The organism is Pseudarthrobacter sp. SL88 (assembly GCF_026672455.1).
Taxonomy (GTDB): Bacteria; Actinomycetota; Actinomycetes; order Actinomycetales; family Micrococcaceae; genus Arthrobacter.
Window position 1 is genome coordinate 2941213 of the sequence record NZ_JAPPRD010000001.1, and the last position, 21752, is coordinate 2962964.

16 protein-coding genes and 3 rRNA genes are annotated in these 21752 nt (G+C 63.3%); 9 read left to right on the plus strand and 10 right to left on the minus strand.

Annotation, left to right across the window (positions count from 1 at the left end; genetic code table 11):
• The first annotated feature begins 27 nt into the window (after positions 1-27).
• The 3 genes from OVA06_RS13215 to OVA06_RS13225 all read left to right on the plus strand — a co-directional run bounded on the left by OVA06_RS13215 (position 28) and on the right by OVA06_RS13225 (position 2609).
• Positions 28-726: a DUF2306 domain-containing protein gene (locus OVA06_RS13215; protein WP_268158882.1), complete on the plus strand. Its 699-nt coding sequence runs from the start codon at positions 28-30 to the stop codon at positions 724-726.
• 110 nt (positions 727-836) lie between these two features.
• Positions 837-1304 carry a hypothetical protein gene (locus tag OVA06_RS13220; RefSeq protein WP_056078493.1) on the plus strand — a complete coding sequence of 156 codons (468 nt, stop codon included), beginning with the start codon at positions 837-839 and terminating at the stop codon, positions 1302-1304.
• 75 nt (positions 1305-1379) lie between these two features.
• Entirely contained in the window at positions 1380-2609 is a 1230-nt protein-coding gene (locus tag OVA06_RS13225; RefSeq protein ID WP_268158886.1) for an amidohydrolase family protein, read from the plus strand.
• Between the two features lie 39 nt (positions 2610-2648).
• On the opposite strand, the gene OVA06_RS13230 is transcribed toward OVA06_RS13225, so the two are convergent.
• Both OVA06_RS13230 and OVA06_RS13235 read right to left on the minus strand, forming a co-directional pair.
• Positions 2649-3452 (minus strand): hypothetical protein, encoded by an 804-nt coding sequence (locus tag OVA06_RS13230; protein ID WP_268158888.1) that lies wholly within the window; start codon positions 3450-3452, stop codon positions 2649-2651.
• Between the two features lie 123 nt (positions 3453-3575).
• Entirely contained in the window at positions 3576-5633 is a 2058-nt protein-coding gene (locus OVA06_RS13235; protein WP_268158890.1) for a glycoside hydrolase family 28 protein, read from the minus strand.
• A gap of 483 nt (positions 5634-6116) precedes the next feature.
• Here OVA06_RS13235 and OVA06_RS13240 point away from each other — a divergent pair, with 483 nt between their 5' ends.
• Together OVA06_RS13240 and OVA06_RS13245 are read left to right on the plus strand one after the other, a co-directional pair.
• The gene (locus OVA06_RS13240) at positions 6117-6560 is read left to right on the plus strand and encodes a hypothetical protein (protein WP_056078505.1); all 444 of its coding nucleotides are present in this window, start codon (positions 6117-6119) and stop codon (positions 6558-6560) included.
• Positions 6561-6596: 36 nt separating this feature from the next.
• Entirely contained in the window at positions 6597-6863 is a 267-nt protein-coding gene (locus OVA06_RS13245) for a hypothetical protein (protein ID WP_268158892.1), read from the plus strand.
• A gap of 79 nt (positions 6864-6942) precedes the next feature.
• On the opposite strand, the gene OVA06_RS13250 is transcribed toward OVA06_RS13245, so the two are convergent.
• The 6 genes from OVA06_RS13250 to OVA06_RS13275 all read right to left on the minus strand — a co-directional run bounded on the left by OVA06_RS13250 (position 6943) and on the right by OVA06_RS13275 (position 16128).
• Positions 6943-7839: a diacylglycerol/lipid kinase family protein gene (locus tag OVA06_RS13250; RefSeq protein WP_268158894.1), complete on the minus strand. Its 897-nt coding sequence runs from the start codon at positions 7837-7839 to the stop codon at positions 6943-6945.
• 129 nt (positions 7840-7968) lie between these two features.
• Positions 7969-8085 (minus strand): 5S ribosomal RNA (gene rrf / locus OVA06_RS13255).
• Between the two features lie 163 nt (positions 8086-8248).
• A 23S ribosomal RNA gene (locus OVA06_RS13260) occupies positions 8249-11376 on the minus strand.
• Positions 11377-11880: 504 nt separating this feature from the next.
• Positions 11881-13402: ribosomal RNA gene (locus tag OVA06_RS13265) — 16S ribosomal RNA — on the minus strand.
• Together the 16S, 23S and 5S rRNA genes form the textbook arrangement of a ribosomal RNA operon.
• 566 nt (positions 13403-13968) lie before the next feature.
• On the minus strand, positions 13969-15051 hold the full coding sequence (locus OVA06_RS13270) for a TerC family protein (protein WP_268158896.1): 1083 nt from the start codon (positions 15049-15051) through the stop codon (positions 13969-13971).
• Positions 15052-15258: 207 nt separating this feature from the next.
• The gene (locus OVA06_RS13275) at positions 15259-16128 is read right to left on the minus strand and encodes a DUF1295 domain-containing protein (RefSeq protein WP_268158898.1); all 870 of its coding nucleotides are present in this window, start codon (positions 16126-16128) and stop codon (positions 15259-15261) included.
• Positions 16129-16265: 137 nt separating this feature from the next.
• Here OVA06_RS13275 and OVA06_RS13280 point away from each other — a divergent pair, with 137 nt between their 5' ends.
• From OVA06_RS13280 to OVA06_RS13295, 4 genes are all read left to right on the plus strand, one after another.
• Positions 16266-16724 (plus strand): MarR family winged helix-turn-helix transcriptional regulator, encoded by a 459-nt coding sequence (locus OVA06_RS13280; RefSeq protein WP_268158900.1) that lies wholly within the window; start codon positions 16266-16268, stop codon positions 16722-16724.
• On the plus strand, positions 16721-18589 hold the full coding sequence (locus OVA06_RS13285; RefSeq protein WP_268158902.1) for an AMP-dependent synthetase/ligase: 1869 nt from the start codon (positions 16721-16723) through the stop codon (positions 18587-18589). Before OVA06_RS13280 ends, OVA06_RS13285 begins: the two co-directional genes overlap by 4 nt.
• Positions 18586-19014: a DUF2177 family protein gene (locus OVA06_RS13290; RefSeq protein ID WP_268158904.1), complete on the plus strand. Its 429-nt coding sequence runs from the start codon at positions 18586-18588 to the stop codon at positions 19012-19014. Before OVA06_RS13285 ends, OVA06_RS13290 begins: the two co-directional genes overlap by 4 nt.
• Positions 19015-19204: 190 nt before the next feature.
• On the plus strand, positions 19205-19939 hold the full coding sequence (locus OVA06_RS13295) for a YoaK family protein (protein ID WP_268158906.1): 735 nt from the start codon (positions 19205-19207) through the stop codon (positions 19937-19939).
• 135 nt (positions 19940-20074) lie between these two features.
• Here the strand turns inward: OVA06_RS13295 and OVA06_RS13300 are convergent, their stop codons facing one another.
• On the minus strand, positions 20075-20233 hold the full coding sequence (locus OVA06_RS13300) for an MFS transporter small subunit (protein ID WP_200937920.1): 159 nt from the start codon (positions 20231-20233) through the stop codon (positions 20075-20077).
• Between the two features lies 1 nt (position 20234).
• The gene (locus OVA06_RS13305; RefSeq protein ID WP_268158909.1) at positions 20235-21629 is read right to left on the minus strand and encodes an OFA family MFS transporter; all 1395 of its coding nucleotides are present in this window, start codon (positions 21627-21629) and stop codon (positions 20235-20237) included.
• Between the last annotated feature and the right edge of the window lie 123 nt (positions 21630-21752).

A 21752-nucleotide genomic window follows, 5' to 3' on the forward strand; every position in this document is an offset into this window, starting at 1 on the left:
ACAGCCCAGCCACAGGGAAGCCGCCCCATGAACCTCGCCACCATTACCCGCACCCGCCGCCCGCACTCCCGGACCCGGTGGCTGGTCCCCGCCGCCCTGATCCTGCTCAGCCTGGTCCCCGTCCTGGCCGGGTCACTCCGCCTGGCCGAACTCTCGGCCGGCCAGGTCACCCCGGGCAACGCCCGGTTCTTCGATTCGCCGGTCCCCGTCCTGATCCACATCCCCGCCGTCACCGTGTACCTGGTGCTCGGCGCGTTCCAGTTCGTTGCGCCGCTCCGGCGGGGCAGGCCGGGCAGGGCCAGCTGGCACAAGATCGCCGGCCGCATCCTCGCCCCCCTGGGCCTGCTGGCCGCGCTGTCCGGGTTGTGGATGGCCGTCTTCTATGACCTGCCGCCCCTGGATGGGACCCTGCTGCTGGCCCTCCGGCTGGTGTTCGGGTCCGCGATGGTGGCGTTCATTGTCCTGGGGTTCATTGCAGTGCGGCGCCGGAACTACGTCCGGCACTCGGAGTGGATGTCCCGGGCGTACGCCATCGGCATTGCCCAGGGCACCATCGTTGTGGTCACCCTCCCCTGGATTGCCCTGGTGGGGCCGGTGACCGAGCTCTCGCGTGCCCTCCTGATCGGCGCGTCCTGGATCCTCAGCCTGGCCGTGGCGGAATACTTCATCCACCGGCGGGCGCAGAAAACGGCGGGAAAGCCCCGCGCTGCCGTCCAGCCGGCCTAGCCGGACTCTCGCCGGAACGAACCCGGCACACGACGCCTTCGCAGCCCCACCAGGCCCACCCGTTGCGGAAGGCTTACCCTGCCGCGTCAAATTGGGCGCATAGTTAGAGGATGACAGGCCCATATACCCGCGGTGACTCTTACAGCAGCGAGGCTTCCCGGAAACAAATCAGGTTGGCGCTGGAAAAGTACGGTGCAACAGACATCACCTTCGGACAGCGGGGAACCATGGGCGCGCTCGCTTTCAAGGGTGACGGCAGGCAGTTCCGGATCGTCATGCCCTTGCTGCAGTCCGAAGGGCCCATGGCGGTCCGCGGTGACATCGCGGACAGCCGGCTCCACGAAGCGAACGCGAAAGTCCTGGAACGGCTCAACCGTAAATCCTGGCACGCGCTGGCTTCGGCGATCGACGCAAAGCTCGGAGCGGCGTCCGCGGGCATCGCATCCCTTGAATCGGAATTCCTGGCCCATGTGGTCCTTCCCGGAAACCAGACGGTCCTTGACGAGCTCGAACCCTTGATCGACTCTGCCTACCGCTCCGGCCAGCGCCCGTCGTTCGGCTACCCGGCCCTGCCGTAGCATCGCCGTAGCCCATTAGCCGCCGGCCCGGACGGCGTGCCGGACCCACCGCTCTGCAACCACAGGACTTCACCCATGCCTCTGACGCTCCGCAACGTCCGCCCCTGGGGCGGAACCGCTTCCGACGTGACGCTCGACGGCGGCGCGATCACCGCCGTCGTCCCCGCCGCCCAGGAGGGGGCTGCTTCGGCGGACGCGGTCGCTGCGCCAGGAGCCGGCGCGCTGGACGGGCGCGGCCGCATTTTGCTGCCTTCCTTCTCCGACGTGCACGTCCATCTGGACTCCACCCGGCTGGGACTGCCGTTCCGCCCGCACACCGGCTCCCCGGGCGTCTGGAACATGATGCTCAACGACCGGAACAACTGGCGGGACGCGGAAGCCTCCATCACCGAACGGGCCACGCACGCCCTGGGAGCGATGATCGAACGCGGCACCACGCGGGTGCGCAGCTACGCGCAGGTGGACGCCGACGCCGGACTGGAGCGTTTCGAGGCCGTCCTCGCCGCGCGTGAAACCCACCGGGGCCGGGCGGACGTTGCGGTGATCGCCTTCCCGCAGGCTGGCCTGCTGCGGGAGGCCGGCAGCGCCGAGGTGCTCGAGGAAGCCCTCCGGCTCGGCGCCGACGTGGTGGGCGGGATCGATCCCTGCGCCCTGGACCGGGACCCCGTGAAGCACCTGGATATCGTGTTCGGCCTCGCCGAAAAGTACAGCGTGCCGGTGGACATCCACCTGCACGAACCCGGCCAGCTGGGGCGCTTCAGCATCGAACTGATTTTGGAGCGCACCCGGGCGCTGGGCATGCAGGGGCTGGTGACCGTCTCGCACGCCTTCGCCCTCGCGGATCTGCCCGACGGCCAGCTGGATGGGCTCCTGGCGGAGATGGCGGAGCTGGATGTTTCCGTGGCCACCGTTGCCCCGGCAACACCGCTGCCGCTGGAAAAGCTCACCGCCGCCGGCATCCGCGTGGGCCTGGGCGAGGATGGCCAGCGCGACTACTGGTCCCCCTATGGCAACGCGGACATGCTGGACCGCACCTGGCAGCTGGCCTTCACCAACAGGTTCCGGGCGGACGAACTGATCGAGCATTGCGTAGCCGTGGCGACCATGGGCGGCGCCAGCGTGATCGATCCTGCGGCGCCGCGGCTTTCGTCGGTGGCGGACCGGCCCGGGCTGGCGGTGGGCGACCCCGCCGACTTGGTCCTCGTGGAGGGCGACACCGTGGCGGCAGCAGTGATGGACAAGCTTCCCGGCCGCACCGTGATTCACCGCGGCGAGGTGGTGGCGGACGGGCTGGAGCTGGTCTGAGCTGGGGTCGATCTGGCTGGAAGCGTCGGGCTCCGCCGGTCAGGGCTGGATGGCGGGCACCAACCTGTAGGCGTACCTACCCTCAACTCCCTCGAGCGGGCTCATGCTGAAGTCCGCTCCCGGGGTGGACAGCTGCAGGGGCATCCTGACGGCCTGCCCGTCGCAGGGGACGCGGACCGGTGCGAGCACTTCCGCCCCGGCCGCTGTGGTGACGGACAGCTCGGCAAAGTTCGGTCCGGCGCAGAGGAAGTCCAGGTGGTACAGGCCCGGGTCTGCCATCAATGTCGTTCCGGTGCGCGCGTTTCCGCTGCTGGCCCCGCGCAGCTCCCCGGGCACCGGCGGCTGCAACTGCTCCCCAGACCAATCCGAAAAGTCCTCGAGTGCCGACGCCCTGGGATCCTGGTTGCGCTGGACAGAGACGCCCGTCGCTGCCGGTTTGCCTTCCGGTGGAACCGCACTGATGGTGAGGGGTCCGCCGTCGTGCCTGAAGAATTTGTCCAGCGTGTCCTTGCATTCGAAGTACGCCGCCTCCGGCACGCCATCCTCCCGGATGACGGTGAGCTTCGCCCCGTACACGCCGGCACAGGCTCCGGTGATGGTGTAGTCCCCCGGGCCCAGGGCGAGGACCAGCTTTCCGGCGGGCTCAGCGTCCGATGGCATCCCGGCGTCGGTGGGGGCAGCCTTGAGCTTCCTGGCGACTTCTTCCACGTTCTGCTCGAAGGATGCGGGTGGTGGGGTCTCAAGCCGGGTCGCCGCCGGCGAGGAGGCTGCCGCGGCCGGCTCCTCCGGGCCCGTGTATTCGCAGCCGGCGAGTACCACCGCCGCAAAGGCTGCTAGAAACATTAACCCCGTTCGCCGGGCCGGCATCCCCCCAGAAGCTGACATGGTCCGAGTCTAGGGCCTCCCCCAACGCGGACGGCGGCACCCAGGCCGGGTGCCGCCGTCGTACGCTCTGCCGGAGAGCTCCTAGCCGGCCGGAAGCGCCGCGGGCGCGGGCGACACGTCCGTGAACGAGTTGCCGGTGGAGTACCGGTCGAACCGCCAGGGGTTGGCGTTGTTCCGGACGCTCTGGAACGTCACGCCGTCGAACACCGAATTGGTGAGGCCCTTGATGTTGGCGGGGTTGACGTTCCGGAACACCACGTCCTGGAAGGTGAAGTTGCTGAGCGTGGCAGTGCCTTCGCCGAGGGCGGGTCCGGCCTGGATGTCGATGACCGGTTTGCTGTCGGAGACGGCCATGCCGCAGCTGGGCGAATTGTTGCCGTCCACTGACACGTTGCGGACCGCCACGTCCTGGAAGGTGGCCGAATCCGCGGCGACGTACCCGCTGGGTGACTGGTTGTAGCTGAGGGTCATGATGAACGCGCTGCTGCCCATGCAGGCCATGGCGGTGTCCCGGAAGAGGAAGTTCCGCCCGCCGCCGGCCATGTCCGAGGTGCTCTTCATCCGCAGCCCGCCGGTCTCCACCTTGTACATGACGTTGTCCTCGGCCAGTACGCGCTGCACCCAGGCCGCCGTGTTGGAGCCCACCGCGATGCCGCCGTGGCCCATCCGCATGTAGTTGTTGAAGATCCAGACGTCCTCGCTCGGCCGGCCTTGGGCGCCGTATTTGCCCTGGCCGGCGGCGAAGTTGACCTGATCGTCCCCGGTGTCGAAGAAGTTGTTGAGCACGATCCCGTTGCTGGTGCCGCCGAACTCCAGCCCGTCACCGTTGTTGGTGTCGTAGGTGGTGTGCCGCATGCCGTTGACCGTGGTGTTTTCGCTGTCCAGGATCATCACGCCGTGGAACGCGGGATTGTCCGCCGTGACGCCCTCCAGGTACAGGTTTTCGACGCCCATGAAGGTCATCAGGCTGGAACGGTACTGGCCGTACAGCACGGAATCCTCGAACGTGTCCGGCCTGTTGACGATGCCGGTCAGGGCGTCCGGGTTGGCCTTGGCGTTGCGGAACTGGTTGGCCGCGAGCAGCCCGTCATCCAGTACCTTGCCGGCGCTGCTGGCCACGTACTGCGGCAGCTCGTTGCCCGCCTCATCTGTTACTGTTCCGGTGCTGGTGCGCTTCCAGCCGTTGCCGTCCACCACGCCCTTGCCGGTGATCCGGACGTTGCTGGCCACCGCGCCGGGTTCGCGGCCTTCCTTGGACCGGCCGCTGTCCTCGGGGAGGACGTTAAGGAGCGACGGCGGCCGCAGGTAGTTCCGGTATTCGGCCTCCGCGGGCAGCGGCTCCGGCACGGGATAGAGGTAGTAGCCCTTCTCCAGCGGGTAGTCTTCCGGCCGGTCCGAGCCCAGCAGCCGGGCGCCCTCCTGCAGTTCCAGCGTCATGTTGGAGTGCAGGAACAGCGCGCCCGTCCGGAAGGTGCCCTTGGGTACGACGACGGTGCAGCCGGGGGTGCGGCAGGTATCGATCGCTTTTTGGATGGCAGCCGTGTCCAGGGTGGTGCCGTCGCCTTTGGCTTTGTAGGCGGGTGCGGTGACCACGTTGGTGTGCCGCTTGGGAGTGGTGGTCACCGTGATGGTGTCACTCGCCGGGGTTTCGCTGCCGTCCGCCCGGATCCCGGTCACGCTGAAGGTGTGCTTGGTGCGCGGGGACAGGCCTGTGACTGTGAAGTTGTGGGCCACGGTTTTGGCGTGGAAGCCGTCCGTATCCCTGGCCCGGAAAGCATCCACATATTCCTGCGCCGGCGAGAACTGCCGGGCATTCTCCTCCGCCGTGCCGATCGGTGCGCCGTTCTGGTAGACCCGGTAATCCACCACGTCGCCGTACACGTCCGGCTTGTTCCAGACCAGCAGGGTGCTGGTGTCATCCGTGGCGGCGGCCGGGACGCAGAGGTTCTGGGGTGCCTGGGCGGTGCCCGCCTCGAGGCGGGTGCTGGAGCTGGAGCACGCCGGGGAATCCTGGCTTCCCGGCGGTGCCGCCGATGCCGGGGCGGCGACGGCGGTGAGGGATGTGAGACCGATCAGGACTGTGGCGGCGGCGCCTGCAAGGCGGTGATTACGCTTCCGTGGGGTTCTGGCAACCTGCATGTCATCCTTTCCGGGGCACGACAATGAGCCCCGAAGTGAGTAGAGGTATTCGGTGAGACCTTCGCAAAATGGGCACTGCGCCGGTGCCTGAGAAAACGCTTTCTGAGATCGAGCATATGTTGCTGTCCGCGGCCCGGTCAAGGGTGGCAATGGCAGAGGTTGCCGCGCTGCCGCGGCCGTGCCGAAACTGCTGCGCGCAATTGAGCGTAGACTGCAAATACGTCGGGACGTCGTGACTGGACATCCGATTCTCCGATCAATGAGCCCAACTCTCCTGCAGCCCCATCGCTGCTCACCAACCCGGTCCAGCATCATCCGGACACCGGCACGGCGGCGAATTGGGACAACGAGGACGGCCACGTTCAATCACCGGGCCTGTTTCCCTCCCCGCAGCGGCCCGGTTCCGGGCCCTGCCCTCCAGTCACAGCCGTTCCACGTACCCACGGGTCCGACGGTGCATTCCAGGAACGAAGGCCAAGCGCCATGACCACCACCATCCACACCTCTCCCGTGCGCGCTGATGCAGCACTCACGCTCAGCGGGGTTCTCGCATCCGCACTCCCGCACGACCTGCACACCGCACAGGGCCCAACCCGCTACACGGTCCCGGCAGTGTTCTCCCGGCGGCCCCAGCCACGGGAAATCGACCTCCTGCGCGGAAGCGGTGTGCGGCAGGAGCTCGCGGACGCGGGCTACAGCCACATTGACCTCTCCGTCTCCGACCGCCGGCTCCTGATCGGCAACACCAACCTTGCGGAGCTCAAATCGGGCCTGGCTCATTTGGTGGGAAACATCCTGGCCGGTGTGTCCGCCCAAGCCTCCAAGGAACGCCAGGACCGGACCGAGGAGTTGGATGCCCTGGGCATGGTCGAGGAACAGCGCCTCGAGTTCCTCCGCCAGGCTGCCGCCGAAATCCACTTCGACTGAATTTTCTCCCCAGGCATCCAACCCGAAAGGCACTCCATGACAGATTCGCCCCTCCGAGACCAGTGGCACCGGCTTCCCTCGACAGTGACCGACTGGCTGTTCGACAACCCAGGCTGCGTGATCATTCCACGGACTCTGTCCGCGGAGATAAGCGCGGCCCTGGATCAACCACTCACCTGGGACGTCCACGGGGAAACCAGCCTCAGCGAGGAAGACGTGGAGTTCATCCGCATGAAGGCACACGAACACCGCGACGGGAAACCGGACACCAGTTACACGTTCTTCGACTCGGTGCAGCCCTGACATTATGAAAGGCAGCCGGCGCCTCGGCGTCGGCTGCCCGGGCACCTGGTGCCCTTGGCACAACAACGGAGTTGGGCGCTCAAATGGTGGCGAGGGCTCCATGGGCGCTCTCCACCAGGACATGCGTTCCTGCCTGGACGTGCACCACTTCACCGTCAATCTGGCACGGCGCAGCGTCCCGCATGGTGAACGCATACGTGCTGACACTCGGCTGCCGCCCCAGTCCCAGCGTGACCGCGCGGAGTGTCATCAGCGCCATCTTCCAGCGCCCGGCGTGTGGCAGCGTCACCACTTCGAAACGCCCGTCATCCGGCTGGTCGGACTCACTGACCGTTCCGTACTTCGCCATCCGGGAAATGTTGGCCAGGATCAGGCTGTCGAACCGGGCGGTGGCCCCGTCCGCGCGGACCAGTTCAAAAGGCATGAGCTTGGACAACGTCCGCGCCACGGAGACGAGTTCCAGGACCTTCCCCTTTCCGCCCTTTTCGATCCCCACCGCCATCAGCGGCGTGAGCCCGAACCCGACGTAGGAGTGGGCGTACCGGACCTCCTCGCGGTCTCCGTCCCGGAACGTGATGCGGAGCAGATCGATGCGGCGGACGCTCGACTCCCGGATCGCCTGCGTAAGCGACTGATCCGGCAGGCTTCGGTGATGATCGTTGGCGTTACCCGCCGGCTGCACGGCACACACCGCTTTGCTGCCGGCGACGTCCATGACGCCGTTCACCACCTCGTTGTACCCACCGTCACCGCTGACGGACACCATCAGCGGCGTGCCCCACCCTGCTTCGGTCCGGGCGAGCTCGCGGGCGTGCCCGGCATGGGTGGTGGGCAGTGCACTGATGGGAAGCGACGGAAACTCCCGGTTGAGACTGCTTTGAAGGGTTTCGATCCTGGCGCCCATGCCGGGCTTCCCGGGATTGAAGATGAGGACCACGCGGTCAAAAGCCACGGCAGGCGCCGGATCCTCAGTCATAGCGTGACCAGCCCTTCCGTCGTTGTTCACATGTGGCTCCAGCCTATTTGGCCGTTCGCCCTGTGGGGTTTGTGGTGGTGGTTAAAGTGGTAGGGCCCTGACGTTGTGTCAGGGCCCTACTCAAATGATGTCCGGCGGTGTCCTACTCTCCCACACCCTCCCGGGTGCAGTACCATCGGCGCTGTGGGTCTTAGCTTCCGGGTTCGGAATGGGACCGGGCGTTTCCCCCACGCTATGACCGCCGTAACCCTTCTACCCGTCACCAACCCCTTTTAGGGGGTGGTGTGGGAAATCTGGTGGTTACAACATGTGGTGTTGTATTCAGTTGTGTTGGTTCCGGCCAGCAACGTGTTGGGTTGTTGGTTGGGAACCACATAGTGGACGCAAGCAGAGTTATGTATTTTTCTGTGTGGTGTAAGTTGTTGGCCTATTAGTACCGGTCAGCTTCACGAGTCGTTAGTCCTCGCTTCCACATCCGGCCTATCAACCCAGTGGTCTGGCTGGGGGCCTCTCACACATAAAGTGTATGGAAATCTCATCTCGAAGCGAGCTTCCCGCTTAGATGCTTTCAGCGGTTATCCCATCCGAACGTAGCTAATCAGCGGTGCACTTGGCAGTACAACTGACACACCAGAGGTTCGTCCGTCCCGGTCCTCTCGTACTAAGGACAGCCCTTCTCAAATTTCCTGCGCGCGCAGCGGATAGGGACCGAACTGTCTCACGACGTTCTAAACCCAGCTCGCGTACCGCTTTAATGGGCGAACAGCCCAACCCTTGGGACCTACTCCAGCCCCAGGATGCGACGAGCCGACATCGAGGTGCCAAACCATGCCGTCGATATGGACTCTTGGGCAAGATCAGCCTGTTATCCCCGAGGTACCTTTTATCCGTTGAGCGACGGCCATTCCACAATGTACCGCCGGATCACTAGTCCCGACTTTCGTCCCTGCTCGAGATGTCTCTCTCACAGTCAAGCTCCCTTGTGCACTTACACTCGACACCTGATTGCCAACCAGGCTGAGGGAACCTTTGGGCGCCTCCGTTACTTTTTAGGAGGCAACCGCCCCAGTTAAACTACCCATCAGGCACTGTCCCTGACCCGGATTACGGGCCGAAGTTAGATGTCCAAAGTGACCAGAGTGGTATTTCAACGATGACTCCACCCGAACTGGCGTCCGGGCTTCAACGTCTCCCACCTATCCTACACAAGCCACTCCGAACACCAATACCAAACTATAGTAAAGGTCTCGGGGTCTTTCCGTCCTGCTGCGCGTAACGAGCATCTTTACTCGTACTGCAATTTCGCCGAGTTTATGGTTGAGACAGCGGGGAAGTCGTTACTCCATTCGTGCAGGTCGGAACTTACCCGACAAGGAATTTCGCTACCTTAGGATGGTTATAGTTACCACCGCCGTTTACTGGGGCTTAAATTCTCAGCTTCGCCCTTACAGGCTAACCGGTCCTCTTAACCTTCCAGCACCGGGCAGGAGTCAGTCCGTATACATCGTCTTGCGACTTCGCACGGACCTGTGTTTTTAGTAAACAGTCGCTTCCCCCTGGTCTCTGCGGCCCCGATCCCCTCCGGACAGCAAGTGTCCATCAAGGTTGGGGCCCCCCTTCTCCCGAAGTTACGGGGGCATTTTGCCGAGTTCCTTAACCATAATTCTCTCGATCGCCTTAGTATTCTCTACCTGATCACCTGTGTCGGTTTGGGGTACGGGCGGCTAAAACCTCGCGTCGATGCTTTTCTCGGCAGCATAGGATCACCAAATCCCCCCAAACGGGGGTCCCATCAGATCTCAGGCATCATGAGTGGCGGATTTGCCTACCACTCGCCCTACATCCTTAGACCGGGACAACCATCGCCCGGCTCGGCTACCTTCCTGCGTCACACCTGTTAATACGCTTGCCTCCCAGGATCAGGTCCTGCGCTCCACCAAAACCCTCACACCACAAGGGTGATCGGGCAGGTCTCGGGCAGTTAGTATCCCCTGTTCAACATGGGCGGTTTTTCGCCGGTACGGGAATATCAACCCGTTGTCCATCGACTACGCCTGTCGGCCTCGCCTTAGGTCCCGACTTACCCAGGGCAGATTAGCTTGACCCTGGAACCCTTGATCATTCGGCGGACGGGTTTCTCACCCGTCTTTCGCTACTCATGCCTGCATTCTCACTCGTGTAGGCTCCACCGCTGGTTTCCACCGCGACTTCACTGCCCACACGACGCTCCCCTACCCATCCAAACGCCTGAACCACAAGGGCTTAGCTAATATTTGAATGCCACAACTTCGGCGGTGTACTTGAGCCCCGCTACATTGTCGGCGCGGAATCACTTGACCAGTGAGCTATTACGCACTCTTTTAAGGATGGCTGCTTCTAAGCCAACCTCCTGGTTGTCTTCGCAACTCCACATCCTTTCCCACTTAGCACACGCTTAGGGGCCTTAGTTGGTGGTCTGGGCTGTTTCCCTCTCGACTATGAAGCTTATCCCCCACAGTCTCACTGCTACGCTCTCACTTACCGGCATTCGGAGTTTGGCTGACGTCAGTAACCTTGTAGGGCCCATTAGCCATCCAGTAGCTCTACCTCCGATAAGAAACACGCAACGCTGCACCTAAATGCATTTCGGGGAGAACCAGCTATCACGAAGTTTGATTGGCCTTTCACCCCTACCCACAGCTCATCCCCTCCATTTTCAACTGAAGTGGGTTCGGTCCTCCACGACGTCTTACCGTCGCTTCAACCTGGCCATGGGTAGATCACTTCGCTTCGGGTCTAGATCACGCCACTCAAACGCCCTATTCAGACTCGCTTTCGCTACGGCTGCCCCACACGGGTTAACCTCGCGACGTAACACTAACTCGCAGGCTCATTCTTCAAAAGGCACGCCGTCACAACTACAAGGTTGCTCCGACGGATTGTAAGCACACGGTTTCAGGTACTGTTTCACTCCCCTCCCGGGGTACTTTTCACCTTTCCCTCACGGTACTGGTCCGCTATCGGTCATTAGGGAGTATTTAGGCTTATCAGGTGGTCCTGACAGATTCGCACGGGATTTCTCGGGCCCCGTACTACTTGGGATACATCAACAAGGCGGTGCAACGCATTACAGTTACGGGACTAACACCCTCTCTGGCCGGCCTTTCAAGACCGTTCACCTATACGCACACCCACACCCCGTCAGCCCGGCAGAACTGACACGTAATGTCCCACAACCCCGACCATGCAACGCCCGCCGGCTATCACACATGGAACGGTTTAGCCTGATCCGCGTTCGCTCGCCACTACTAACGGAATCACTATTGTTTTCTCTTCCTGCGGGTACTGAGATGTTTCACTTCCCCGCGTTCCCTCCACGCACCCTATGTGTTCAGATGCGGGTCACCAGGTAACTCGCGCTCCTGGCGGGGTTTCCCCATTCGGACACCCTGGGATCACAGTCCGGTTATCGACTCCCCCAGGCTTATCGCAGATTCCTACGTCCTTCTTCGGCTCCTAATGCCAAGGCATCCACCGTGTGCTCTTAAAAACTTGACCACAAAGATCAAAAACATTTTCGAGAGAACCACAGAAACCGACCCGCACACCCAAAGGCGCACGAACCAGATCCAGGTTCATATTCTTGGAAATTGCTTCTTATACAAGATGCTCGCGTCCACTATGTAGTTCTCAAACAACAACCCCACACCACACACCCCACACACAACCCCCCAAAAGGGATCACCATGCATGATCGGTGCAGCAGGGAAACCAGAAACAAAGTACCGACAAGAACCCCAAGGGCCCTCCCCGGTCCTGTTGCCTCAGGACCCAACAGTGTGCCAAACACTACCCAGCAGACCAGACCACCGAACGTTCCAGGACCAACTCCGAAGAGATCAGTCCGTACTAGCAAACGGTCCGTGCCACCAGGCACCTATTTGTTGATATTCCACCCTTGAGCACCCGCCACGAAACATTCGTCCGTGCAACGGGCATTACTCCTGACAACCCCCACCACCGGACATACATCCAGGACAGAAAGCTGTAGGTGCTCCTTAGAAAGGAGGTGATCCAGCCGCACCTTCCGGTACGGCTACCTTGTTACGACTTAGTCCCAATCGCCAGTCCCACCTTCGACGGCTCCCCCCCACAAGGGGTTAGGCCACCGGCTTCGGGTGTTACCAACTTTCGTGACTTGACGGGCGGTGTGTACAAGGCCCGGGAACGTATTCACCGCAGCGTTGCTGATCTGCGATTACTAGCGACTCCGACTTCATGGGGTCGAGTTGCAGACCCCAATCCGAACTGAGACCGGCTTTTTGGGATTAGCTCCACCTCACAGTATCGCAACCCTTTGTACCGGCCATTGTAGCATGCGTGAAGCCCAAGACATAAGGGGCATGATGATTTGACGTCGTCCCCACCTTCCTCCGAGTTGACCCCGGCAGTCTCCTATGAGTCCCCACCATCACGTGCTGGCAACATAGAACGAGGGTTGCGCTCGTTGCGGGACTTAACCCAACATCTCACGACACGAGCTGACGACAACCATGCACCACCTGTAAACCGACCACAAGTGGGGCACCTGTTTCCAGGCGTTTCCGGTTCATGTCAAGCCTTGGTAAGGTTCTTCGCGTTGCATCGAATTAATCCGCATGCTCCGCCGCTTGTGCGGGCCCCCGTCAATTCCTTTGAGTTTTAGCCTTGCGGCCGTACTCCCCAGGCGGGGCACTTAATGCGTTAGCTACGGCGCGGAAAACGTGGAATGTCCCCCACACCTAGTGCCCAACGTTTACGGCATGGACTACCAGGGTATCTAATCCTGTTCGCTCCCCATGCTTTCGCTCCTCAGCGTCAGTTAATGCCCAGAGACCTGCCTTCGCCATCGGTGTTCCTCCTGATATCTGCGCATTTCACCGCTACACCAGGAATTCCAGTCTCCCCTACATCACTCTAGTCTGCCCGTACCCACCGCAGATCCGGAGTTGAGCCCCGGACTTTCACGGCAGACGCGACAAACCGCCTACGAGCTCTTTACGCCCAATAATTCCGGATAACGCTTGCGCCCTACGTATTACCGCGGCTGCTGGCACGTAGTTAGCCGGCGCTTCTTCTGCAGGTACCGTCACTTACGCTTCTTCCCTACTGAAAGAGGTTTACAACCCGAAGGCCGTCATCCCTCACGCGGCGTCGCTGCATCAGGCTTGCGCCCATTGTGCAATATTCCCCACTGCTGCCTCCCGTAGGAGTCTGGGCCGTGTCTCAGTCCCAGTGTGGCCGGTCACCCTCTCAGGCCGGCTACCCGTCGTCGCCTTGGTAGGCCATTACCCCACCAACAAGCTGATAGGCCGCGAGTCCATCCAAAACCGCAAAAGCTTTCCACCAACCACCATGCGATGATCAGTCATATCCGGTATTAGACCCAGTTTCCCAGGCTTATCCCAGAGTCAAGGGCAGGTTACTCACGTGTTACTCACCCGTTCGCCACTAATCCCCCCACAAGTGAGGTTCATCGTTCGACTTGCATGTGTTAAGCACGCCGCCAGCGTTCATCCTGAGCCAGGATCAAACTCTCCGTTGAAAACAAACAGACACACCCACCAACCCCGGAAATAACGGGACAAAATGGATGCACAAAATTTGAAACCAGCCAAAAACACCATGCACACCACGGGGTGGCGGCACAGCAAATTCAACCAATTCAATACAATAAATTGGTATCAACAAACTTGGCACACTATTGAGTTCTCAAACAACAGACACACCCGGCACCACCCAAACATTCCGTTCAGGATCGCTCCGGAGCAACTTTCCAAAGTTACCCGACCACCCGGTCCGATGCAAATCCGTGTTTCAGGACTTGAAGCGGAAGATGACCGCTCCCACCAGTTTTCAGCGCCCTGAAGAGCAACTAAATCTTGGTCTTGGTTTTTGGGAGTTTGGCCGCCCGCGGTTACCAGCTCTTCGCTGTCTCCCTCGCGGCGACTTAGAAAACAATACACGCCCACCAACCCCACCGCAAATCCACCCCCACCCACAAGGAATGGCCCCCGGAAACCCTTGCAAATACAGGGATTCCGGGGGCCGTTGATGCTCTCCAGCCGGTCTAGCGGCCAGAACTGCCCGATATGCAGTGGGTCACAGTGGCTACTTGGGCGCCCCCGCGGTGGGGCTCAGGTCGTCGTCGGACTGCTGATCCGTTTCCCGCTGGTCCTTGGAGGCAGCAGTAACAGTGCCGCCTTCCACCGTATGGCGGTCGTTCTTGTCGCCATCACCCCTTGTCTTCATCAGGCTGGCCACTGTGGCCACAGCAATGGTGGCGCCAATGAACACCAGCGAGAACCAGATGGGAATCTCGGGGACCCACAGGAGCGGCTGGCCGCCGTTGATGAAGGACAGCTCGTTGACATGCAGGGCGTGGAAGACCAGCTTCACACCGATGAAGGCGAGAATGACCGCCAGGCCCTGGGCCAGGTAGACCAGGCGTTCCAGCAGACCGCCGATCAGGAAGAACAGCTGGCGCAGGCCCATCAGGGCGAACGCGTTGGCGGTGAAGACGATGTACGCCTCGCTGGTCAACCCGTATATGGCGGGGATGGAGTCGACGGCGAAGATCAGGTCCACGAACCCGATGGCGATGATGGTCAGCATCATGGGGGTGAAGAAGCGGGTGCCGCCCTTCTTCACGGTGAGCTTATCGCCGTGGTACTCGTCAGTGACGGGCAGGACGCGGCGGACCAGCTGCATGAACTTGCCGTCGGCGGGGTTGGAGTCGTGGCTGCCGAACGCCTGCTTGTAGGCCAGGAACAGCAGCAGCGCGCCGAAGATGTAGAAGATCCAGGAGAAGTTCTCGATGAGGCCGGCGCCGATGGCGATGAAGCCACCACGCAGGATCAGCGCAATGACGATGCCGATCATCAGCACCTTCTGCTGGTACTTCTTCGGGACCGCGAATCCGCTCATCACGATGAGGAAGACGAACAGGTTGTCGATCGAGAGGGCCTTCTCGGTGAGGTAGCCGGCGAAGTATTCACCGCTGAAGTTCCAGCCGGAGACCATGCCGATCCCGACGCCGAACAGCAGCGCCAGTCCGATGTAGAACGCGGACCAGCGCGCCGATTCACCGATGGACGGCTCGTGGGGTTTGCGCACATGCGCGAAGAATTCGTAAACGAAGAACAGGACGGTCACAGCAAGGGTGATGATCCAGATCAGTGGTGTTACCTGCATTTGGGTACTCCAAGGGGTTGGCGCTGACAGATACGCCAAGGTCTCCTCCGCCCGGTTGAACCGGAGCCGATGGCCCGGAATGCTTCGCTGCATCCGTATTGACGGGCCTATCACAGACGGGAGTACTCCCCTTGATGAGTGAATTCTAACTCATCGAGGGGATTACTTTTCAAGTGCCGCCGTCGACCGGGTAACCGGAGGGAAAACCTACTTCAGCTTCGGCACCAGGACGGGGGTGTTCTTCTTGTATTCCTCGTAGTCGGCTTGCCCGCCCCATTTCTTGTCCGCTTTCTTCTCCAGGGGCGGCACGCCGCTGCCCTTGGTCAGTAGCAGGGCAACAAACACCGGGGAGATCAGCGCCGCCCACTGCCAGCCCTGGAGCACGGGCAGGGCGATGATCGCCACGCCCACCCACAGCGTGATCTCGCCGAAGTAGTTCGGGTGGCGGGACTTGGACCACAGCCCGGTGCTGATAAAGCGGCCCTTGTTGGCGGGGTCATCCTTGAACCGGTTCTTTTGGACGTCTGCGGCGGTCTCGATGGACATGCCCGCGAGCCACACCAGCAGGCCCACCCAGAAAAACCAGTCCAGGCCTACCTTTTTGTCAGACGTGATGGCCACCCACGCGAGCGCCGCGGTAAGTACCACCCACAGGCCTTGGATGGTCCACGTGTTCAGGAAACGGAAGAAGTCGGGCTTGAGCTCGTCGAAGCGGTCATCCTTGCCGTGCTTGCTGATCCGCAGGAAGAGGAAGCTGCCAAGCCGCCCGGCCCACAGCACCACCATGGCCGCCAGCAGCATGCCGCGGGCGTCCACGCCGGGGGACGCCAGCACCAGGAACACCGTGATGGAGATGTATGTCAAGGCCCCGGTGAGATCGTAGAACTTCTCCGTCTGCGCCTTGTAGGACGGGATGAACACCAGCCACTGGATCACGAAGGCAATGGCAACCCCCAGGCCGAACACCGGGAACCCGCCGATCGTGGACCCGCCTTGGCTGCCGGCAAGGGCGATGAGCGCCGCCACCACCACGGCAATAATTGTGCTGATGAGGGCCTTGCGGCTCTTTTCGTTCACGGACAGATTCCTTTCCCCTGGTCCACCGCGCGCTTCTGCGCGGCCGGTCCCAACCACTCCTGCTAGTCTTTCATGTATTCAAATTAATTTGATCACTAGATAACCATAAATACTATCAGCGCAGCGGAGGAGGAACCGTGAACCTGCCGTATCACCCCGCCGCCGTAGCGCTGCAGGCGCTGTTCGACCTCGCTACCCAGACCGAGCGGGAGGTGGCCCGCCGGCTGGAACTGAACCTCACCGATTACCGCGCCCTCTCGGCGCTCAGCCATTCCGGGCCGGTCACCGTGGGCAAGCTTGCCGAAACCCTGGGGGCCACGGCTGCCACCACCACTGCAATCGTCAGCCGGCTGGAAGCGCACGGCTACGCCGAACGGCTCCGGTCGGAAGAGGACCGTCGCCACGTGCATGTCAGCGCCACCCCCGCCGCCACCAAGGACGTCATGGACCTCATGCGGCCTCTGATGGCGTCCACCAACCAGCACATCGAGGCCCTGCCCCGCATGCGACAGGACGCCGTCAGCGACTTCCTCAGTGTCGCGATGCACCTCATGCAGGACCATCTGCACTACCTTTCCGAGAAAGAAACCCCATGAAAGAGTTCACCTCGCCGCCGCTGGCCGACCTGTCCGAACATCGGAACGCCACTGACCTGCTGATGCACCGCTTCCGTACCTCCCCGGACCACGTCGCCTTCGAGGTCCGCGCCAGCGGCGCTCCTGTGAGCGATTCCTGGCAGCAGGTGACCACCGGGCAGTTCGTCAAGGAAGTCCGGGCGCTGGCCAAGGGGCTGATCGCCGCCGGACTGCGGCCCGGCGACGCGATGGCCATCATGTCCCCCACCCGCTATGAGTGGGCGGTGGCGGACATGGCAGCCTGGTTCGCCGCCGCCGTCGTGGTCCCCATCTACGAAACGTCCGCCCAGCCTCAAGTGACCGCCGTCTTGGAGGACGCCGCCGTCCGTCTGGCCATCGCCGGCACCGCCGCACACGCCGCCCTGCTGGACCACGGCTTCGCCGAAAGCGGCTCGGCACACTTGGGTGTTTGGACCATGGACGCCCGTCCGGGCGCCGATCTGGCAGCCCTTGTCCAGCGCGGCTCGGACGTGCCGGACAGCGACGTGGAGGAACGACGGCTGCTGCATGACCTCGACTCCGTGGCCACCATCGTCTACACCTCCGGCACCACCGCGGCCCCCAAAGGCGCCCTGATCACGCACCGCAACTTCGTGGGCCAGATCCTCAACGTCGGTGCCGCCTACACCAGCGTGGTCCGTGAGGGCGGCAACACCATCATCTTCCTGCCCATGGCGCACGTCCTGGCCCGCGGCCTGCAACTGATCTGCCTGGCCAACGGCATGCGCATCGCACATCTCTCCGACCCCCGCGATGTGGTCCCCGCTCTCGGTGCGCTCAAGCCAACGTTCCTGGTGGTGGTCCCCCGCGTCCTGCAGAAAATCCAGGCTTCCGCTGCTGCGGCCGCGGCGCAGAAGCACCTGGGCGGGGTGTGGGCCATGGCACAGGGCACCGCAGTGGAGTGGGGCAGGTTCATGGAAGCACACGACGCCGACGCTTCCCTCCGTGCCCCGCTTGGGCTGCGTGCGCGGCGGGGTCTGTTCGACCGGCTTTTCTACGCCCGCCTTCGCGCGCTGGTGGGCGGACGGCTGGACTGCCTGCTCTCCGGCGCCGGCGCACTGGACGCGGACCTGTCCCTCTTCTTCCGCGGCCTGGGCCTGCCGGTCATCGAAGGCTACGGGCTGACGGAGACCACCGCCCCGCTGACCGGCAACCTGCCCGGCGCAATCCGCTCCGGGTCCGTGGGTGTGCCGATGCCCGGTACCACCGTGCGGATCTCGGACGAGGGCGAAGTGCTGGCCCGCGGCATAGGTGTCTTCTCCGGGTACCGACGGTCAGCCGACAGTGCCGACGCCTTCGTTGACGGATTCTTCCGGACCGGTGACTTGGGCGAGCTGGACACCCAGGGCCGGCTCACACTCAGGGGCAGGATCAAGGATGTGATTGTCACCGCCGGCGGCAAGACCGTGACGCCTTCCATTTGGGAGGGCTACGTCGAGGGCGATCCCCTGGTGGCCCATGCCGTGATGGTGGGAGAGGGTAAGCCATACCTCGGCGGGCTGGTTCTCCTGGACCCCGAAACCGTGGCGGCCTGGGCCGAACGGGAGGGCATATCCGACATCGCCGGGCTGCGCATTCCCGACGACGGCGGCGCCGTCGAAATTGACGACGCCCGGCTGCTCACCGCGGTGGAGAAAGTGGTCAGCGCCGCAAACGCCCGGCTCGCTCGGTCAGAACAGGTGCGCAGGTTCGTGCTGCTGCTCGCTGACCTGAACGAGAACCACGGCATGGTCACCCCCACCATGAAACTCAAACGATCCGTCTTCACCGAACGCGCCCGCCACTTCGTGGAAAACCTTTACACCGACACAAGGAGTCCAGCATGAACCACCGCACCAAAAACTGGCTGACCGCCTACATCGTCGCAGCCCTCATCTTCGCGGTGCTGGACGTGGTGTGGATCCTGGGGGTGGCGAATCCGCTGTACCAGTCGGCCATCGGCGGAATCCTCGCGGACAAGACCAACTTCGTGGCTGCCGTCCTGTTCTACGTCATCTTCGTGGCCGGGATGGTCCACTATGGGGTCCGGCCCAACAGCCCCGACGCGACCATCCGGCAGCGGGTCACCGGGGCGGCGCTGTTCGGGTTCTTCACCTACGCCACCTGGGCGCTCACCGGGCTCGCCGTCCTCAAGGACTTCACAGCACTGGTGGCCGTGACGGACATCCTCTGGGGTGCCGCGGCCTGCAGCCTCGTCACGTGGCTGACCTCGGTGATCCTACGACGGCGGCTGGCGAAGCGGGCTGCCTGACCCCGCCTTCACTGCCGCGCACCTTCGTCCGGGGCCGGCGTCACGCACGGCATACTTTTGGCCTCCCGCAGACGGCGGAACCAGGAAATACCAAGGCTCCGCCGTCGTGCGTCATCTCAAAGCATGCTCTGCGTGACACCGGCGCATACTGGAAACCTCCCGTGTCCCCGGACCAGCGAAAGGCGACCGCATGCCCGCACGCTTCTTCCCCGCCGAACCGTCCCGGCTGCACCTGGTGCTCATGCTGATGCTGACGTTTTCCACGGGGGTGATCGATGCGGTGGGCTATCTGGGCCTGGACCGCGTCTTCACCGCGAACATGACCGGCAACGTGGTGATCCTGGGCATGGCGCTGATGGGCGGCGACAACCTGCCCGTGCTTGGGCCGGTGGTGGCGCTGGCCGGTTTCATGGCGGGGGCGTTGGTTTCCGGCCGCACCCTTCGCCTCACCACATCCGGCTGGTCGCACCGCACCAGCGCGCTGCTGGTAGGCGTCGGAACGGTGATGGCCGCCGTGGCCGTAGCCTTGCTCAGCGGTGTGACGCCGCGGAACAACGAGCCGCTGACGGTCGCGATCACCGGCGTCCTGGCAGTGTCCATGGGGGTTCAGGCCGCCACCGCACGGCACCTCAACGTCAAGGACGTGTCCACAGTGGTGGTCACCTCCACCATCACCGGACTGGCCGCCGATTCACGGCTCGGCGCCGGCACCCACCCGTTCTGGGGCCGCCGGCTCGCCGCCGTGGGGCTCATCATGGCCGGCGCAGCACTGGGCACCGGGCTCCTGCAGGTCCACATGGGCCTCGGTGTGCTGATGACCGCGCTGCTCACGCTGTTCGTGGCGCTGGTGGGCCGGTCCTCCCTGACCCGCCGGGATGCGGCAGCGCCGGCACCGGACCCGGGTGCCGGCGTCGTCAGCGGTTGATCATGCGTCACGCGCAGCACGCTTTCAGCCCGACGGCGGCGACCAAACCCCGGAAACCCAGGGCCCGCCGTCGTTGGTGCCCTAAAAGCATGCTATGCGTGACGAAGTCGCGGGCCGCCGTCGAACGCGGACGACTCAGCCGAACAGGGCCGCCACCCGCGTGAGGGTTTCGTAGACGCCGTAAGCCAGCGGCACCCCCACCAGGGCCCAGCCCAAGGCGAGCTTGCCGGTGGCGGTGTTGACGGCCACTGTGTTGTCCGGTGCCGAGGGATTGTTGTTGGGCACGTTGCTCATCTCAGGCCTCCATGGCGGGTTCGTGCGGGCGGTCCCGGTCCGGGCGGGGTTCGTGGAATCGTGCACTGACGGGTTTGACCAGCAGGTTCGCCACAAACCCGACCACCAGCAGCGCCCCCATGGTTAGCAACGCGGGCTGGTATGACGCCGCGGTCAGCTGGCCGGGCTTGCCCTGGGCATCAAGGAAGGCGTTGACGATCAGCGGGCCCGCGACGCCGGCGGCGGACCAGGCGGTCAGCAGCCGCCCGTGGATGGCGCCCACCTGGAAGGTGCCGAAAAGGTCGCGCAGGTAGGCGGGCACGGTGGCGAAACCGCCGCCGTAGAACGAGATGATGAGGAACGCCAGCGCCACGTACAGGATGGTGGTGCTGGATCCGGCCAGCGCCAACACCGTGTACAGCAGTGCCCCGACGCCCAGGTACAGCATGTAGATGCGCTTGCGGCCGGTGATGTCCGAGGTGGCACTCCAGGCGAACCGGCCCGCCATGTTGCCGATGGACAGCAGCCCCACGAAGCCCGCGGCGACGGCGGCACTGACCAGGGACGCGCCGTCTGGCCCCCTGAAGAAGTCCTGGATCATGGGTGCCGCCTGTTCCAGGATGCCGATGCCGGCCGTGACGTTGCAGAACAGTGCCACCCACACCAGCCAGAACTGCGGGGTTTTCACGGCGTTCTTGGCGGAGACGTTCTCGGTGGTCACCAGCTTGGCGGCCTCGACCTTGGCGGGGTCGAAGCCGGCGGGCCGCCAGCCGTCCGCGGGGACCTTGATGGTGAAGGCGCCGAACAGCATGTACACGAGGTAGACGACGGCGAGGGTCAGGAAGAGCTTGCCCACGGCATCGCCGCTGGCCACCCAGCCCTGCGTGCCGGAGTTGGGATCGTACGCCTTGAGCAGCGCTGTGGATACCGGGCTGGCGATGAGCGCGCCGCCGCCGAAGCCCATGATGGCCATGCCGGTGGCCAGGCCGGGCCGGTCAGGGAACCACTTGATCAGCGTGGACACCGGCGAGATGTACCCGATGCCCAGGCCGATACCGCCCACCACGCCGTAGCCCAGGTAGACGAGCCACAGGTGGTGCGTGAAGATGCCCAGCGAGCCGATGAGGAAGCCGCCCACCCAGAACATGGACGACGTGAACATCGCCTTCCGCGGGCCGTTCCGGTCCACCCATGTACCCATGATCGCGGCGGACAGGCCCAGCATCACGATGGCGATGGAGAAGATCAGGCCGATCTCGGTGAGGCTGGCGCCGAAATGCTTGACCAGCGCCGTCTTGTACACGCTGGTGGCGTACGCCTGGCCGATGCAGAGGTGGACGGCGAGCGCCGCCGGCGGCACCAGCCAGCGGTTGAAACCCGCCGGCGCGATGGTTCTTTCACGGTCCAGGAAGCCCATGGATGATTTCCCCTGCTCAAGTAGACGTCAGTGTCCGGCAGTCCAGAGGCTCATGGCCCTGCCCTCGGACCTTTTGGCACCTCGATACGCCTCCGGCCATCCTGCGCCAAATGATCAGTAAAC